Below are 16,491 nucleotides of genomic sequence, written 5' to 3' on the forward strand. Positions count from 1 at the left end.
GCTCCCGGCTCTGCTCGGGCAAGGGAGGCCCCCATCAAGCTCCCGGCTCTGCTCGGGCAAGGGAGGCCCCCATCAAGCTCCCGGCTCTGCTCGGGCAAGGGAGGCCCCCATCAAGCTCCCGGCTCTGCTCGGGCGGGGGCGGCCCCCATCAAGCTCCCGGCTCTGCTCGGGCAAGGGAGGCCGGCCCTCATCGCAAACGCAAGCGCCCCCCACGCACCCGCCAGAGCCGACCTACCCTTGCTGCCTTCCGGCCCTGGGGGAGTTCAGTCAGATAGCGCCACGTGAGGGGCTGCGCACCACAGTAGCGGATCCCCCACCCCGGATACGACCCGCCTCCCACACCCACTCCCTCCCGGACCCCCGCCTCCGGATCATGTTCGCGAGCACCCTCCAACGTCTTGTATTGTTTGCGGCGGAGGATTCGCCTAGTGGCCTAGGGCGCACGCTTGGAAAGCGTGTTGGGGGCAACCCCTCACGAGTTCGAATCTCGTATCCTCCGCCAGTGCCTCACCGGGCACTACGTCGAAGGGCCCCACCGCTTGCGGTGGGGCCCTTCGACGTTTTTCTTCTCCTGTGCCGTCCCAATTCCAGGCCACAAGCGACGGCTTTTGACGGCGAGCTGCGTTACAGCACGGTGGAGGAAGACCTGAAGCTGCTGCTGGCCGAGTACGGACCGCCCAACAAGACGACACCCGCCTACCCGTTCCACCACCTGGTGAACGACGGGGTGTGGGAGGTCCGCACCGACCGCGGGTCGGGCAGCCCCGGCAGCGGGGTACCGGAGCTGCGGGCGACAAGGGCTGCGGGGCGGCTGGCGCCGGAGCTGCGGGCAGCGCTGCGGCGGGAGCCGCCACTGCTCGGCCGGATGGCACGGGTCCTGCTCGACCTGAACTTTCCGCCCTCACTCCCGGCGAACTGTGCGAAGCCGTCGGCCTCGAGCTGGAGCCGACGGAGACCGAAGAGCTCTCGGCCGTGCGGAGGTCCCGGGATCCACGGATGCGGGAGCTGGTATTGACGGCTTACGAGTATCAGTGCGCCTTCTGCGGCTACGACGGCAGGCTCGGCGCTGTGCCGGTCGGGCTGGAAGCCGCACACGTGCGCTGGTGGGCATTCGACGGCCCCGACGATATCGACAACGGACTGTGCCTGTGCTCGTTGCACCACAAGCTCTTCGACAAGGGTGTCCTCGGCATCGGCGAAGGCCACCGCATCCTCGTCTCACAGCGCTTCATCGGCCACAGCGCCACCGCCCGCGAACACGTCATAGCGCTTGCGGGCAGCCCGCTTATCGGCCCACAACCGGGCGCCCACCCCGTCGCCGCAGATCACCGCTCCTGGCACACCAGCCAGGTCTTCCACGGCAGCCCACGGCCCGCCACCACCTGAACATCAGCTGCCGTGTTCCCACGCCGCGGCAGCCGGGTACGCACGGGCGAGGCCGCGACGCCAAGAGCACGATCTCTGGTGCGGTGCCCAAGGAGGTAGTCGTACCCCTCATACCTGACACAACGTTGAAGGGCCCCGCCGTCAACGGCGGGGCCCTTCAACGTTCACAACCTGTTCCCCGTCTCACTGGGTCTCTTCGGACTTGCGGCCCATCAGTGCCCGCCTGTCCCCCGCCGAGCGCTCAGTTCCGTTCCCAGGCCCAGTCCGGCCAAGGTCGGGGGCCGCTCGGTTCGTCCGGTGTACGGGACGCGTCCTGGGGCAGCGGGGGCGAGTCGTAGTAGCTGGCTTCGCCCTCTGGTTCCTGCGGCCTCTCACCCATGTCACCGAAGGCTCGCGCGGCGGGGTCCGGAGGGCTCGTCGGGGGCACGGGTTCAGGAGAGGGGGAAGGCTCGGCGGCATCTGGAGCGGCGTCCTGGAGGTCGTCACCGGCATCGGAACGCTGGGTGAGAAGGTCCTCTCGAATGCGTTGAGCGGCATCGGATCGGCTCGCTGCCTCCAGCGACCGGGCAATACGGTGCACAAGGACGGTGCGTTCGTCGGAGTGTTCTACCAGACCGAGATCGTCCAGCAGAGTGGAGAGGTGACCGACCATGACGTCACCCGGATCAGCCGGTTCCTGAAGGAGAGACGTGGCAGGTGACTCCCCCGCACGGTCCGGGTGGTCCCAGCCGCCCAGGGGATCCGCCCCCTCTAGACCTCCGGCCGGTGAAACCCAACGCCGAAACGGCTCGGGTACCTCGGCATCGTTCGCGGCAGCAGAGATCTGGGCGAGTGGGCCGATCATCTCCACCGCCTTCTCGACCTCGTCATCGTGCCTTGCGAGCCACCACACCACAGCGCTGCCCGGTGTCCTGAGGACCTCGTCCCCGAGATACGCCCGCTTGTTCCGTTCGTATTGGCGCTGGTGCTCCCAGGCTTCTTCCGCCTTCCGGAGCGTGGCCAGTTCCTGGAGCCGGTCCCGGTCCGCCGGTGCCAGGACGAGCGTGACGTGGGCTGCCAGCGCTGTCACCCTGGCGGAGGCGTCGAAGCCGGGCGCGGCCAGGGCGCCTTCGAGCAGGTACCGGACGAAGTCCGAGCGGCCCGGGTCCTCCTGCCTCGTGATGGCGCGCGCCCGGTCCAGGATGGCGGCGGCGGCCAGGCTCGACAGCTGTCCATCGGCGGCACCCGGCTGCTCCCGTAACAGCCGCCACCACACCGTGGCCGAGAAGAGGAAGTCGTAGCCCGCCATCGAGCTGGGCAGCGGCACGTCCCTCAACTGTGTCTCACGGTAAGGGGGTTCGGCCGGCGTGACGGGAACGGTGACCGGCTCTTCGCCGGACCGTCCGGCGGCGTCAGGGCGGGCACCCGAGTTGTTCACCACCAGGAGGAGCGCGACACCGGAGACCGCAGTTGTCGGTACCAGGACCAGTAGCCACAGGGACCAGCCCAGGGAGCCTCCGACCACGAGGGGGATCAGGCCGCAGACGAGAAAGATCAAAGCCGATTTGGTCCTGGAGTTCACTGGATCTCTCCTGAGTCCGATGCGTCAGGAGCGCCATCGATGGTGCCGGCATCCTGCGCGGAGTCGATTTTCTGCCAGAATTGCGCGGCTATCGCCGCCCTGGTCGCACGAGGGAGCTCCTGGCTCATGGTGTCCGTCTGAGCCCAGTCGCAACTGATCACGTAGAGACGGTTGAGCACGTCCGCCCTGCCTGAGGCGGCTTCAGGCAGGACGTCCAGCACGGGCGTGCACCGTTCGTCCTCCTGGACCGCGGTAAGCCAATGGCGTACACCAGGCGCCCAGTTGACCGTCGTCCGCTCCGTCAGAAGGGTGCGCCATGAGCGCCGCAGCTCGGGCCACGGCGGGCCGAACGGCAGCGGCACCGGCTCGGCGAGTTCGTTGAGCAGCGCCAGATTGGGCCGGGGACGAGTACGGAGCCGGACGTGCAGACGGTCGACGAGGAGCCGGTAGAGGCGGCGGCTTCTCCTGGCCAGTTCTAGCAGCGCCGCGCGGGCTTCCCCGATCTCGTCACCACCCCGGCGCAGGGCAAGGTGATGGAGCCTCACCAGAGCTTGGTCGGGATGGGTCGACGCCATCACTCGGAGGCATACGCCGGTCAGCACCCGGGCGAAGTCGGCCGACAGGCGGGGCGCGGTCACCCAGTCGTAGATCTGGCCGCGGAACCGCGCGCCGTACCGCTCGTGGCTGAGTCCTCGTTCGAGAGCTGCTGCGCTCTCCGCACGCAGCGGTTTGAGCGGCATCGAGCAGGTCCACCGCTCGGCGAGAGTGCAGAGATGCTCCGGGCACCCGGCCGCGAGGCACTGTTCGGCGAAACGGACGACCAGTTTCCTGCGGTCGTCGGCACTGAGGCCTGGCAGTCTGGCGCAGTCTCCGACCCAGTCCCGCAGGTCTTGGCGCAGATCGGGGAAGTTGGCCCAGAAGTGCGTCCGGACCGCCCCGTCGTAGGCGAGTCCCTGGAAACCGACCCGGCTCTCACGGCTGCGCTTGATGTGCAGGGACTGCAGTTGCTCGCCGAAATCCGGCTGAGTGAGCCGCGATGTCTCGCTCGGCTCCTCTCCGAGCTGCTTCAACAGGCTGCGTGTTCCGTGGAAGACCGCGTCGGCGGAGGCTCCTTCCAGCATGGCGGCAGTGAGCAGCAGCGCCCTTTCGTGTGCGGTGTGGTGCGTCTTCACCTGTCTGGCCACCTCCCCCGTGCGGTTGGTGACGGCAGCTATCGCCTCGGCGCACCAGGAAGGGAAATCGGCGCCGTAGTGGCCGGTGTCCCTGGCGCGGCGGATCATCCCGGCCAGACGCGCGAGCTCACGCATGGGGGACCGGCTCAGCAGTTCCGCCAGTCCGGGGTCGGCAAGCTGCTCCGATTCAAAAGCTATGCCGTCCACCCGCAGGTGCCGGCCGAGCACCGCGCCCCCACGTGGCCTGCCCAGCCTGACGACCAGCGGTACGAGTTCGGGGTCGAGCAAGTACTCCAGTCCGGCCGGCAGTACGACCACCAGCCGCGCGCCGCGGTCCTGGACCACGGCGCGGTACGAGGCGATGTTCCGCTGAACGGTGAGGTATTCGTCGTCGGTGGAGCTGGACAGATCGAGGAAGAAGCGGTCGCCGGGAGCGGCGTCGAGACCGCTCTCATCCGCCGCCAGTTCCTCGAACCGTCCTTCCATGGAACCCAATTGGTGCAGCATCATGACAGCTGCGGTCCGTCGTCCGCTGCCGCGCGGGCCGTCCAGCAGCACCACGGTGCCGGGGGCTGCCATCCGTTCGACGGCGTCTCCGTAGTTACGTGGTGGAACGAACCGCTTGTGGAGCTCCTTCCGGTGCTCCACGGCGACTTGCAGTGGATCGGCACCTGCATCCGCCGGCCGGCCAGAGGCGCCGATCAGGTAGGTGAGGTAGTTGTACTGCCCGCCAGGGCCGCTCTGGACCGGCCCCTGCGAGTCACTGACCCACGTGCCGCCGCTGTCCCTCATCGGTTCTTGTCCGAGCGCCGCTGCCTGCGCTCGGACCGCTGGTTGACGGTGTAGGAATTGCCGCCCGCGGTGTAGTTCACATCCGTTTGGTCACCGGAGAACCGCGCGTTGTACTGATCCCCGTTTCCGGTGTGCACGGGAGCCTGAGGCTCGCTGATGAAGGTGCCGGAAAGGTCTCCATTCAGATTGCCGATGCCGCCGCGCTGCCGCTGCGTGACCTCGCGAGCATGCATCGCGGTGCCCCGGAATTCTCCGGCCGCATTGCCCGCACCGCCCGCCGACTGCTGATCGGCGGGCAGACGGCGTGTGGTGTCAGCATTGGCCAACTGCGGTACCAGTTCGGTGAGATCGTCTGCCAGCCGGGTCAGGTCGGCCTCGACATTGCGGTGGTCCAGCCGCCTGTACTGGTGATCAGCCAATTCCTGGATATCTGCGGGCAGATCCCTGCGGTCGAGCCGGGCGGCCTTGTTCACCAGCACGGGGATCACCACGATGCCGCATTCAAGGGCCTCCTTGATCTCTCGTCGCGTCCAGTCCGCGGGATTGTCGAGTGCCCGGCGGCCGTCCGCGGACCGCACCTCGGTCCAACGGGGCCCGATGACAGCAAGGAGCACGCTGCTACGCCGTACCGCGGTGATCAGTTCCTGCGGGAAACTGCGTCCCGGACCGATCGATTTGCTGGCGCGGAACACCCGTTCGCTACCGAAGCGTTGGGAGAGTTCGCGTTCGATCAAAGTCGCGGTGCCTTCCTCGTCCCCCGTGCGGTAATTGACGAAGACGTCCGGCATGGTGCATTCCTCTTTTCGGCATGGCGAAATGTGGCAGATGGGAATGGGAATCAGGGCATATCTGCGGCCCGGGAAAAGGGCGGCAGAAGGTTCGTGGCCGACGCGACTGCCGCGTCTCAGCGCGCGGAAGGACTGAGCGCGCGCGCCAGTGTGGGTTGCAGATCCCGCACCGCGCGGTTGGCCCGGAATCTCGCCAGTTCCCGGCTGAGCCGACGAATATCGGCCCTCACCGTGGCCGACGGAACGGTGAAGGTGATGTCGAGCAATTCCTGGGCGATCTCGCAGGAGTGCTCCACCTCTCCTGCGGCGGCGTGCGCCAGCGCCCGCCGCATTCCGTACCTGGTCCGGGCTCGAAATGCCTGCGGCGCGATATGGGCGCACTCACGATCGAAGGTCTCGGCGGCAGCCGTCGGCCGGCCGAGGTCGTAGAGGCACCAGCCCGTCACCATGGCTGCCGGGTCGGCCACGCTGGTGGTGCCGATCACCGGCCCGGCATCGGCGGTGGCGTCAGCGGATCCGAGGAGTTCACGAGCCAGGTCAAGGCTGTTCAGACATGCCCGTTCGTCGCCCGCCAAGGCGTGCCCCTGCGCCTTGCGCTGAGTGGCCAGACCTCGGATCCTCGGTGGCAATCCACCGTCCTGGGCCCGGCCGGCGAGGGCGATGGTCTGCTCCGCGTCGGAGTCGTAGAAGGTCACCAGGGCCCGTCGGACAAGTGCGTAGGAAGCGAGGTCGCGGTCTCCCCCGGCCCGTGCCAGCTCGACTGCCTCCCGGGTCCAGCCGAGAGCACCGTCGTTGTCTCCCGCCTCCTGTGCCATCCAGCCTGCGTACTCCGCGAACCGGGCGGCGAGAACCAGCAGCCGCCGCCGGTCCCGGGCACCACCGTCGATGGCGAGCTCGGCCAGCGTGCGGGTCTGGGATTCGAGGAGGGGCAGGAGAACGGCCGGATCGGTGCTCTGGCCAAGCTGTCGCATCTGGTCGAACTGCGCGCGGAACGGGGCCTCAAGGGACGGGCCTTCCCGCGGGAGGATGTCATCGGCGGAGGGGAGGCCGAGCCCGATCAACGACCCCACGCCGGTGAGGAGGAGTTTTCGCCGCTCCACAGCCACCGCTCCGTTGTCCGTCTCCAGAACTTCTGGCTCTGCCTGGGGCTCGGCCAACCGTTGTAACTCCCCGTTCGCTCCGAACAATGCGTCGCACCGCCTGGCCAAATCGCCGGAGGCGCGCCGTACGCCGCGTTCCACCTTGCTCAGGTGGCCCTTGTCGTAATTCATGACCAGCGCGAATTTGCTGAGCGAGAGACCTGCCTCCTGACGTCGACGTCGCAGTTCGGAACCGAATGGAACTGACGTGCGCATGCCAAACACACCTTCCCGCACAGGGCGGCCGGAACTCTGGGATCAGTGGACCGGAGCAATTCCTCGCTCCTCTGGAATTGAGTCTGGCATGCGACCTGCCCGCACGGATCCCATTCGGAAGCGTTGCCCGTTGCCTACCCGACCAGCCGTCACCGCTAGTTCGATCCGTTACGGGGAGGGACACTGAGGTGATCGGCCCGTCCGACGTCCGGAGTGATCACATGGCTGTGCCCCGAGCGGTTCCGCCGGTACCGCTGAACGGCGTCGTCGTGGTGGTGATCGACGGGCGGGGGCTGATCAGCCACTGGACGCGGGGGGCGGCGGAGCTGCTGGGGTATGCGGCGGACGAGGTGGTGGGGGTGCCTGCGCGGGGGTTGCTGGGGGTGCGGCGGTACACCCGTTCGGAGGAGCCGTACGGGGGTGCTCCTGGGGGGCGGGTGCTGGCGTTGCGGCATCGGAGCGGGCGGCTCGTCGATGTGTGGGTGCGGCTGCTGGAGCCGGCCGGGGTGTCGGGTGTGGTGGCGGTCGGGCTGCCGGTGGAGATCTTGTCGGCGTGGAGCGATGAGAGCGCGCTGGGGCGGACGCTGCTTGCCCAGGACGCCTGGCAGCTGGCTGTGCACGGCCCTGACCTGCGGATCCGGCACAGCAGTCCGGCTGTGGCGCGGGCCGGGCGGTTGCGCGGCGACGGCTTCGACCCGCTCGTGGCGATGTCCGGCATGGACGGCGACCGCACGGGGGCGGATCTGCTGCGGCAGGTCATGGAGAGCGACGAGCCGGTGGTGGACGCGTCCGGTGTGCTGCGTGATCCGCAGCCGGGGAAGAGTGACCTCATCTATTCGATGACCGCCGCCCCCGTGCACGATCTGCGGGGGCGGGTCAACGGCGTCATGACGTCCCTCGTCGACGTCACCGAGCGGTACCGGTCGGTGCGCAGGCTCGACATGGTCTACCGCGCGTCGCGCAGCGTCAGCGGCAGCCTGGAGGTGGAGCGGACCGCCCAGGATCTGGTGGATCTCCTGGTGCCTTCGATGGGCGACCTGGCCACCGTGGAGATCGCGGAGGCGACGCTGCGGGGCGGTGAGCCGCCGCGGAGCGTGCGGGGCGTGCACGGCGACTTCCGGCGGGTGGCGGTCAAGCACGCGCACGGCCCCTGGCCCGCCGGGCAGATCCAGGCAGGCGAGGTACTGCCGCCCGTCCACGACCAGCCGCGCTTCCGCGATCTGGAGCGCGGCCAGGTGCTGGTCGTCAACGATCCGGCCGACTACATCGCCTTCCTCGGCGACGACCCGGAGGCGGCGCGGATGGTGCCGGACGGCCTGTTCGCTGCCATCGGCTCGGCGCTGGTGGCCCGCGGCATGGTGCTCGGCTATGTGCAGGTGTACCGGACACAGCGGCGGCTGGCGTTCGACGGGCAGGACGCCAAGCTGCTGGAGGAGATCGTCACCCGCGTCGCGCTCGGCATGGACAACGCCCGCCGCTACACCCGGGAGCACCGAATGGCCGTCATGCTGCAGAACAGCCTGCTGCCGCCGGTCTCCCGCAGCACGGCGGCGGCCGAGACGGCCGGTGTCTACCTGTCGGCCGAGGGCGAGGCCGGCGTCGGCGGCGACTGGTTCGACGCGGTGCCGCTGTCCTCGCTGCGGACCGCGCTGGTCGTGGGCGACGTGATCGGCCACGGTCTGGGCGCCACCGCCACCATGGCCAGGCTGCGTACCGCCGTGCAGACCCTGGCCGACCTCGACCTGGGCCCTGACGAGCTGCTGACCCGCCTCGACGACCTCGTGCACCGCATGGCCGAGGAGGCCGAACACCCCGACACCATGGGGGCGTCGTGCCTGTATGTCATCTACGACCCGGTCGACCGGCGCTGCCGGGTCGCCAGCGCCGGCCATCCGATGCCGGCCGTGGTGCATCCCGACGGGACCGCCCGCTTCATCGACATCGTGCCGGGGCCGACGCTGGGGGTCGGCGGGATGCCGTTCGAGGTGACGGAGGTCGAGGTGCCGCCCGGCAGCATCCTGGCGCTCTACAGCAACGGCCTCATCGAGGCCACCCGCCGCGAGGACGGCGGCACGTACGGGGATGCCGAGGCCGATGTGCTCGCCCGGCTCTCCGGCTCGGCGGGGCCAGGCAGGCCGCTGGACGACATCGGGCACGACGTGGTCGAGCCACTGCGGTCCGCGCCGCACCGGCCCGACGACATCACCCTCCTCCTGGCCAGGACCCGGGCGATCCCGGCCGCCTGTACCGCCGGCTGGCAGTTCCCGCCCCGTCCCACCGCGGTCGCGCGGGCGCGGGAGCTGGTCACCGAGCAGCTCGTGCGCTGGGGGCTCGACGACCTCGCGTTCAGCACCGAACTGGTCGTCAGCGAACTCGTCACCAACGCGCTCCGCTACGCCCGCGGCCCGATCGGCCTGCGGCTGATCCGTGACCAGGTGCTCGTCTGCGAGGTCACCGACTCCAGCAACAGCCAGCCCAGGCTGCGCCAGGCCAGGGACACCGACGAGGGCGGCCGTGGCCTGTTCCTCGTCGCCCAGCTCACCACCCGCTGGGGCAGCCGCTACGGAACCTCGGGCAAGACCGTGTGGACCGAGCAGGTCATCGACCCTGCGGGGTGAGCGGGGAGCGGATGGCTCAAGTCCGCTACGGATCAGGCGAGTTCGGGGCCGCCGGACGCCAGGGCGCCGAAGCACTCCTGGGCCCGGCTTCTCAGCAGGTGGATGAAGTCCCGTACGACCGGGGTCGGGGTGCGGGCGGTGACCCGGGTCATGCCGACCGTGCGGTACGCGGCCGGGTCGTGCAGCGGCAGATCGACGAGCCCCGGCATGGCCACGGGGGACGGCGGCAGCACCGCCACGCCGAGCCCGGCCGCGACGAAGCCGCGGATGGTGGCGATCTCCGCGCCCTCGAACGCCACCCGCGGGGTGAAACCGGCCGCCGCGCACAGGCCGTTGACGAGCCGGCGCAGCCCGTACCCGGACGTGGCCATCACGAAGTCCTCGTGCGCCGCGTCGGTCAGCCGGATCCGGCTGCGGCCCGCCAGGGGGTGGCCGGCGGGGACGACGAGCCGCAGCGGCTCGCGGGCGACCGGCACGGTGGTGATGCCCGGCTCGTCGGGCAGCGGCGAGGTCAGGCAGAGGTCGACCTCGCCGGCCCGCAGCCGCTCCAGCAGCCCTTCGGCGTTGTCCTGGACCAGTTGGAAGCGGGCCTGCGGGTGCCGCGCCCGGAACCAGCTGACCAGCAGCGGCACCGGGGCGGTGCCGAGTGCGGGCAGGAAGCCGATGGCGACCGTGCCCGGCATGCCGGTGGCCTGCCGCAGCTCCTCGCAGCCGGTGGCGATCTCCTCCAGCCCGCGCCGTACCCGGGCCAGGAAGGCACGGCCGTGCCGGGTCAGCCGCAGTCCCCTGCCCTCCCGGTCGAAGAGGGGGGTGCCGACGGCCGCTTCGAGGCGGGCGATGCTGCGGCTGACCGTCGACTGCGGTGCCTCCAGCTCGGCGGCTGCCGCGGAGAGGTGTTGCAGCCGGGCGACCGCCTCGAACCGTACGAGGTCGGGGCACATGCCCAGCAGGGGCGCCAGGGGCAGCGCGGTCACACCCTGCGCATCGTGCAGCCGCAGCTTCTCGTGTCCCCCGCGTCCCGCACACCCTTCCCGTCCCCCACACATGTGTTCCATATACGGAATATATAGCGACGATCCATGCATTGGACGCATCATTTGTGGCGGCCTACCGTCGGCCGGGTGACTGAATCGGCCATAACGCCTGCCGCGCACACGCGCGGGACGCCCGGCTTCCGCCGCGCCACTGGAGCCCTCTTCGCCGCCGGGCTCACCACCTTCATGACGCTGTACTGCGTCCAGGCACTGCTGCCGGCCCTCTCCTTCGACCTGCATCTCTCGCCCGCCACCTCGTCGCTGACCATCTCGGTCTCGACCGCCGCGATGGCCATCGCCGTCGTGCCGCTGACCGCCGTGTCGGACGCGTGGAGCAGGACCGGCATGATGACGCTGGCGCTGTCCGCCGCCGCCCTGCTCGGTGTCGCCGCGGCCTTCGCGCCCAACTTCGCCGCGCTGCTGGTCATCCGCGTCCTCCAGGGACTCGCGCTGGCCGGCCTCCAGGCGACGGCGATGTCGTACCTCGCCGAAGAGGTGCACCGCGAATCGCTCGGCCAGGCCATGGGCCTCTACGTGGCGGGCAACGGCATCGGCGGCATGGCAGGACGCCTCGTCGCCGACGGCATCCTCGACCTGACCGGCAGCTGGCGCTGGGCGATCGGCGCGGTGGGGGTGGCGGCGGCGGTGTGCGCGGTGCTCTTCCGGCTGACGATCCCGGCGTCCGTCCGCTTCGTGCCCCGCGACCCGAGCCCCCGCGCCCTCGCTGCGGGCATCGGCCGGGCGCTGCCCGACAGCGGTCTGCTGCGGCTCTACGTCATCGGCTTCGTCGCGATGGCGGCCTTCGTCACCGTCTACAACTACCTGGGCTTCCGCCTCATCGCGGCACCGTTCCACCTGTCCCAGACCGCCGCAGGACTGCTCTTCGTCGCCTACGCGGCCGGTTCGTTCTCGTCCGCCGCGGCCGGCCGCCTGGTCGACAGGTTCGGCCGCCCCCGGGTGCTGATTCCCGCGCTGCTGATCACCCTCGCGGGCCTGGCCGTGATGCTCGTGCCGCAGCTCGGTGCCGTCATCCCCGGCCTGGTGGTCTTCACGGTGGGTTTCTTCGCCGCGCACGCCGTGGCCAGCGGCTGGGTCGGCGGGCGCGCCACCGCCCTGGGCGCCCAGGGCGCCGCCGTCTACCTGTTCTTCTATTACATAGGCAGCGCCGTCGGCGGCACCGTCGGCGGCGTCGCCTACTCCGCCCACGCCTGGGGCGGCCTCACCCTCTACTGCGCCTGCCTCGTCGCCGTGGCCCTCCTCAGCGCCCTCACCCTGCGCCGCCTGCGCCCGGCGACCCCACGCCCGGCACCGGATCCCGGTCCCGACGCCACGGCGGGCGCACCGGGGAAGACGGGGGCGGAGACGGGCGCGTAGGGGCGCCGGCCACGAGCCCGCGCGCCGCGTGCCCGCGCCGTGCCGTGCGCAGGGCCAGGGCCGCCAGGGCTTCCGGGGCGCCCGACTGGCCGCGGAAGCCGGGGAAGGCGTTGATGTCGACGATGAGCGGGATGCCGTTGCCCGCGTCGAGGAGGTCGACGCCGTAGACGTCGAGCCCGAAGACCTCGCCGACGCGGAGTACCAGGTCGGCCCAGCCCGCCGGGAGGTCACGGACGTCGGCGGGACGGTTCTCGCCCCGGCCCTCGGGGGACAGTTCGGAGCGGCGGGTCGCGGCGAAGAGGTGGCCGTCGACCGCCCAGAGCTTGTGGTCCCAGCCGCTGTTCTCGGCGAACTCCTGGACGACCACGGGCTCGTGCGGCCAGGCGCGGGCCAGTTCGTGGAGGCGGGCGGCGGTGTCGACCCGGGTGACCAGGTCGTGCCTGCGGCTGTGCCGGCTCTTGACGACCAGCGGGACCTGCGGCTCCCCCTCAGCGGCCAGTTCCGCGAGCGTGCGCAGGGTTCTGGTCGCGGCGAACGGCAGCCCGGCGGCCAGCGCCAGCGCCGCCATCTCGGTACGGTCCTGGCAAAGCCCGGTGGTGGACGCCGAGTTGAGCACCGGCGCCCCGTGATCCTCCAGGTAGGCGGCCAGCGCCAGGCCCCGCGGGGAGTGACTCTTGAGCAGGTAGACATCGGCCAGCGGGCCGGAGGCGAGCGGCCCGGGGAGGAAGGCGCCGACCGCGCTCGGCTCGTCCGGGCGGCGCGGCGCGGGGACCACGGAGCCGCTGCCGGGACCGGCGTCGGGGTCAAGCAGCTCCACCCGGTGCTGCCCCGCGCGCAGCAGTTCCGTGGTCGCGGCCAGCAACGGGTGGCCGGGGTCGGCGGTGAGCAGGCAGATCCTCAACGGGTACTCCCCACGGGCGCCACGGCCTGTGCCGGGACGCGGGGTGCGGTGGTCGGTGCGGCGGTACCGTACCGTCCGGATCCGGTGCGGGCCAGGTCGAGTACGGCGGACGCCACCCGGGCGACGGCGTCCGGGACCTGACGGAAGCTGGGGAAGTCGTTGACGTCGACGATCACAGGTCCGTCCGGGCCCAGCAGGATATCGGCGCCGTAGAGGTCGAGTCCGAAGACGGTGCCGATCTCGGTGGCTATCCGGGCGACTTCGGGGGTGAGCGGCACCTGCCGCTCGCGGACCGTGTGCCCCGGGTGCAGCAGGGAGCAGCGTTCGGTGGCGAACAGTTCGCCGCCGACGCAGTACACCTTGAGGTCGGTACCGGAGTTGGGCACGTACGGCTGGGCTATCAGCAGGCCGTCGCCGTCGGGTTCGCTTCCCCGTGCCGCGCACAGCCGGTCAGGGGAGGCGACGAGCCGGACGGCGCGCCCCGAGCTGCCGTCGGCGGGCTTGACCACGAGGGGGTATTCCGCCTCGGGTACCTGCGCGAACTCCTCGGCGCGGGACGCCGCGTAGGTGACCGGCACCGGCAGTCCGTGGCTGCGCGCGATCACCGCGGCCAGCGCCTTGTCCCGGACGCCTCTTATGGCCCGCGCGTCATTGACCGTGGTCAGGCCGACCGAGGCGGCGGCCTCTAAAAGGGTCAGCCCGGGGCCGCCGGACACGGTCTTGAGCACCCAGGCGTCATGGCTGCCCGCCTGGATCTCCTCGGAGATCCGGATCAGCGAACTTCCGGGGCGCACGATGTCCACCCGGTGCCCCCACGACCTGAGTTGGCGCACCACGTCCAAGGGCATGCCGTCGTGGCGGTACTGCTCCTCCACAAGGAAGCAGAGTCTCATCGGTTGCACCTCGTATAGCGGACGTCCGCCGGCCGTCGGTCCGGCAGACCCCTGATTGATCCGATCCTTCAGGATCCCATGTCCCGGGCGGTCGGCCGCCGGTGGGCATCGCTGCCGTGCGGCGGTGACGGGAGGCCTTACGGTACGCGGCCCGACGTCGTCACCGGTCCGGTATTTCCGCGGAGTTACGCCACCCGGGACGCCTCCGGGACGCTCCCGAGCTGGGCATTCTCCGGTAATCCCGGAAGATCCGCCACCCTTCTCCCGCACCGTCAATTCCCGTACTCCGGAAGCCTTGTTCCGCTTCTGCCCTGGCTTTAGGGTCGGGCCGCCCGGCGCGACCGTTCCTCGCCGACGGGCCCTGACGGACCGAAGACGCCGGGCCGGGTGCCCGGTGCACGGAGCGGGAGGCGGGCGGAGCGCGTGAGGTACGAAGCGGAGACGGAATCGGCGCAGGCGGCGGAGGACGGGCGGCCCGGTGTCGGGCGGCGGCGGCTGCTCGTCGGGGCGGGGGCCGCCGGGCTGCTGTCCGCCGCGGCCGGGGGGCATCCCGCGTACGCGGCGACCGGGCCCGGCGAGTTCGGCGGCGACCGGCAACTGCTGGTGCCCGAGGTGCTGCTGTTGCCCGATGGTCCGGTGCGGGGCAGGGCCGCGCTCGTCGAGGGCGGGACGTTCCGCGAGATCGGGCCGGCGCAGCAGCTCATCGCCCGCCACCAGGGCCTGCACCCCTTGTGCCTGGACGGGCACGTGGTGATGCCGGGCTTCGTCGACGCGCACCACCACCTGACCCAGAGCTTCGGCAAGGCCCAGTCGTTCGGGCAGCCTTCGGAGATCTTCAAGACGGTCTGGGAGCCGCTGGAGCGCGCGCTGGACGAGGAGAGCGCGTACCTCTCGGCGAAACTGGCCGCCCTGGAGGCGCTGCGCGGCGGCTTCACCACCGTCGCGGACGCCGGCACCCGCGCGCCGGTCGACGTCGAGGTGATCGCGCGGGGCACCGAAGAGGCCGGCATCCGGTGCGTACTGTCGAAGATCGTCTCCGACGGCAAGGGCGGGCCCGCGCATCTGGGCCGGTGGGACCGGCATCCGCTCGTCCACCCCTCGCTGGCCATCGCGGTCCCCGAGGACGCGAAGGACACGGTGCTGCGGCGGACCGCGGACCTCTGCGCCGAAGCGGGCGCCGTCTTCCAGGTCCACGTCAACGAGCATCTGGCCTCCGTGGAACGCTCCTTGAAGAGTGTCGGACGGCGCCCCGTCGAGCATCTGCACCACATCGGCGCGCTCGGCCCGCACACGCTCGGCGCGCATGCCACCCTGCTCACCCCCACCGAGATGCAGCAGCTCGCCGACTCCGGCACGGCGATCAGCTACAACCCGGTGGCCAGCGCCTGGAAGGGCAACGCCGTCGCGCAGGCCACCCAACTCGCCGCGCTCGGCGTCCGGTTCGGGACCGGTACGGACGGGACGCGCGGCGACGGGTTCCGGCTGGTCGACGCCGCCGAGACGGCGCAGCGGCTGACGTACGGTCTGGCCGCAGGCGACTCGTCGTGCGGCGCCGGGCGGCGGTGGCTCGACCACGCGACGCGGCTGGGCGCCGACGCGGTCGGCCTGGGCCGGGTGACCGGCGCGATAGCCGTCGGCAAGGCGGCCGACTACCTCGTCGTCGACCTCCGGGTGCCGGAGCTGACGCCCTCCTACGACCTGCGCTGGGAGCTGGTCAGGCTGGCGGGCCGCGACCAGATCACCGCGGTGGTGGTCGGCGGGCGGCTGCGCCTGTGGCAGGGATGGCCGCCGGACTGGGACGGGCGGGCGCTGGTGGAGCGGGCGGCGCAGGCGGGTCCTCGGGTGGTCCGCCGGGCCGGCATCCGGCGCGTCGACCCCCGGTAGCGCGGGCCGGGGCGAGTGGGAGCGTCCCGGCCGTCCCGCGCCGGCCCCGGGGTCGATACCGTGGGGCGATCCGACGGATCGGGAGGCCCCGTGACCGGCAAGGCCGCAGGCAGGACCACAGGCAAGGCCGCGTCCTTCGACGAGCTGGACCGCAAGATCGTCGCGGCGCTCATCGAGAACGCCCGGACGAGTTTCGCCGAGATCGGCACGGCCATCGGCCTTTCGGCGACGGCGGTGAAGCGGCGGGTCGACCGGCTGCGGGAGTCCGAGGTGATCACCGGGTTCACCGCGACGGTGCGGCCCGCCGCGCTGGGCTGGCGCACCGAGGCGTACGTCGAGGTGTACTGCGACAGCGCGGCGCCCCCGCGGCGGCTGACCGAAGTGGTGCGCAACCACCCGGAGATCGCCGCGGCGATGACCGTGACCGGCGCCGCCGACGCGCTGCTGCACGTGCGGGCGACCGACGTGGCGCACTTCGAAGAGGTGCTGGAACGGATCCGCGACGAGCCGTTCATCCGGAAGACGATCAGCTATCTCGTGCTGTCCCATCTGCTGCCGGAAAGTCCGGAGGCGGGGGCGCGCCAAGCGGCCCCGGACGACACCGGAAGGGACGCAACGATCCTTCCGTAACGGGCGACCGGACGCAGCGTTCCTGCGTCAGCGCGCAGCGACTCTCTCTTGTTGCGCGTGGTGACCGCTCCTTACCGTGGGAGATGTTCCCGGTCACCGCCGC

11 protein-coding genes, 1 tRNA gene, 1 other RNA gene and 1 pseudogene are annotated in these 16,491 nt (G+C 70.9%); 6 read left to right on the top strand and 8 right to left on the bottom strand.

Annotated elements, in window-relative coordinates; genetic code table 11:
* Positions 1-195 precede the first annotated feature (195 nt).
* Positions 196-294, bottom strand: an RNA gene (gene ffs, locus ACGFNI_RS34180) — signal recognition particle sRNA small type.
* A 120-nt stretch (positions 295-414) separates the two neighbouring features.
* On the opposite strand from ffs, the gene ACGFNI_RS34185 reads away from it, so the two are divergent.
* Both ACGFNI_RS34185 and ACGFNI_RS34190 read left to right on the top strand, forming a co-directional pair.
* A tRNA-Ser gene (locus ACGFNI_RS34185) sits at positions 415-502 on the top strand.
* Between the two features lie 69 nt (positions 503-571).
* Positions 572-1,386, top strand: a pseudogene (locus tag ACGFNI_RS34190) (phosphorothioated DNA-binding restriction endonuclease).
* Between the two features lie 241 nt (positions 1,387-1,627).
* On the opposite strand, the gene ACGFNI_RS34195 reads toward ACGFNI_RS34190, so the two are convergent.
* From ACGFNI_RS34195 to ACGFNI_RS34210, 4 genes are all read right to left on the bottom strand, one after another.
* The gene (locus tag ACGFNI_RS34195) at positions 1,628-2,947 is read right to left on the bottom strand and encodes a hypothetical protein (protein ID WP_393689397.1); all 1,320 of its coding nucleotides are present in this window, start codon (positions 2,945-2,947) and stop codon (positions 1,628-1,630) included.
* Complete coding sequence (locus tag ACGFNI_RS34200; protein WP_393689399.1) at positions 2,944-4,911, bottom strand: hypothetical protein; 1,968 nt, start codon at positions 4,909-4,911, stop codon at positions 2,944-2,946. The genes ACGFNI_RS34195 and ACGFNI_RS34200 overlap by 4 nt, the downstream gene beginning before the upstream one ends.
* Entirely contained in the window at positions 4,908-5,699 is a 792-nt protein-coding gene (locus tag ACGFNI_RS34205; protein WP_393689401.1) for a toll/interleukin-1 receptor domain-containing protein, read from the bottom strand. Before ACGFNI_RS34205 ends, ACGFNI_RS34200 begins: the two co-directional genes overlap by 4 nt.
* 116 nt (positions 5,700-5,815) lie before the next feature.
* On the bottom strand, positions 5,816-7,054 hold the full coding sequence (locus ACGFNI_RS34210; protein ID WP_393689403.1) for a multiprotein-bridging factor 1 family protein: 1,239 nt from the start codon (positions 7,052-7,054) through the stop codon (positions 5,816-5,818).
* 221 nt (positions 7,055-7,275) lie between these two features.
* Here ACGFNI_RS34210 and ACGFNI_RS34215 point away from each other — a divergent pair, with 221 nt between their 5' ends.
* A complete protein-coding gene (locus tag ACGFNI_RS34215; protein WP_393689405.1) occupies positions 7,276-9,672 on the top strand; it encodes a SpoIIE family protein phosphatase in 2,397 nt (798 codons plus the stop codon).
* A 32-nt stretch (positions 9,673-9,704) separates the two neighbouring features.
* On the opposite strand, the gene ACGFNI_RS34220 is transcribed toward ACGFNI_RS34215, so the two are convergent.
* Entirely contained in the window at positions 9,705-10,727 is a 1,023-nt protein-coding gene (locus tag ACGFNI_RS34220) for a LysR family transcriptional regulator (protein WP_393689406.1), read from the bottom strand.
* A 66-nt stretch (positions 10,728-10,793) separates the two neighbouring features.
* Between ACGFNI_RS34220 and ACGFNI_RS34225 the strand changes: the two genes are divergently transcribed.
* Entirely contained in the window at positions 10,794-12,080 is a 1,287-nt protein-coding gene (locus ACGFNI_RS34225) for an MFS transporter (RefSeq protein ID WP_393689408.1), read from the top strand.
* On the opposite strand, the gene ACGFNI_RS34230 is transcribed toward ACGFNI_RS34225, so the two are convergent.
* Positions 11,974-12,981 (bottom strand): RimK family alpha-L-glutamate ligase, encoded by a 1,008-nt coding sequence (locus ACGFNI_RS34230; RefSeq protein ID WP_393689410.1) that lies wholly within the window; start codon positions 12,979-12,981, stop codon positions 11,974-11,976. The genes ACGFNI_RS34225 and ACGFNI_RS34230 overlap by 107 nt on opposite strands.
* Complete coding sequence (locus ACGFNI_RS34235; protein WP_393689412.1) at positions 12,978-13,874, bottom strand: RimK family alpha-L-glutamate ligase; 897 nt, start codon at positions 13,872-13,874, stop codon at positions 12,978-12,980. The genes ACGFNI_RS34230 and ACGFNI_RS34235 overlap by 4 nt, the downstream gene beginning before the upstream one ends.
* Positions 13,875-14,297: 423 nt before the next feature.
* Between ACGFNI_RS34235 and ACGFNI_RS34240 the strand changes: the two genes are divergently transcribed.
* Both ACGFNI_RS34240 and ACGFNI_RS34245 read left to right on the top strand, forming a co-directional pair.
* Positions 14,298-15,758 carry an amidohydrolase family protein gene (locus ACGFNI_RS34240; protein ID WP_393689414.1) on the top strand — a complete coding sequence of 487 codons (1,461 nt, stop codon included), beginning with the start codon at positions 14,298-14,300 and terminating at the stop codon, positions 15,756-15,758.
* Between the two features lie 90 nt (positions 15,759-15,848).
* Positions 15,849-16,388 carry an Lrp/AsnC family transcriptional regulator gene (locus ACGFNI_RS34245; RefSeq protein ID WP_393689416.1) on the top strand — a complete coding sequence of 180 codons (540 nt, stop codon included), beginning with the start codon at positions 15,849-15,851 and terminating at the stop codon, positions 16,386-16,388.
* Positions 16,389-16,491: the final 103 nt, after the last annotated feature.

This window comes from Streptomyces sp. NPDC048644 (assembly GCF_043199105.1).
Classification (GTDB): domain Bacteria; phylum Actinomycetota; class Actinomycetes; order Streptomycetales; family Streptomycetaceae; genus Streptomyces.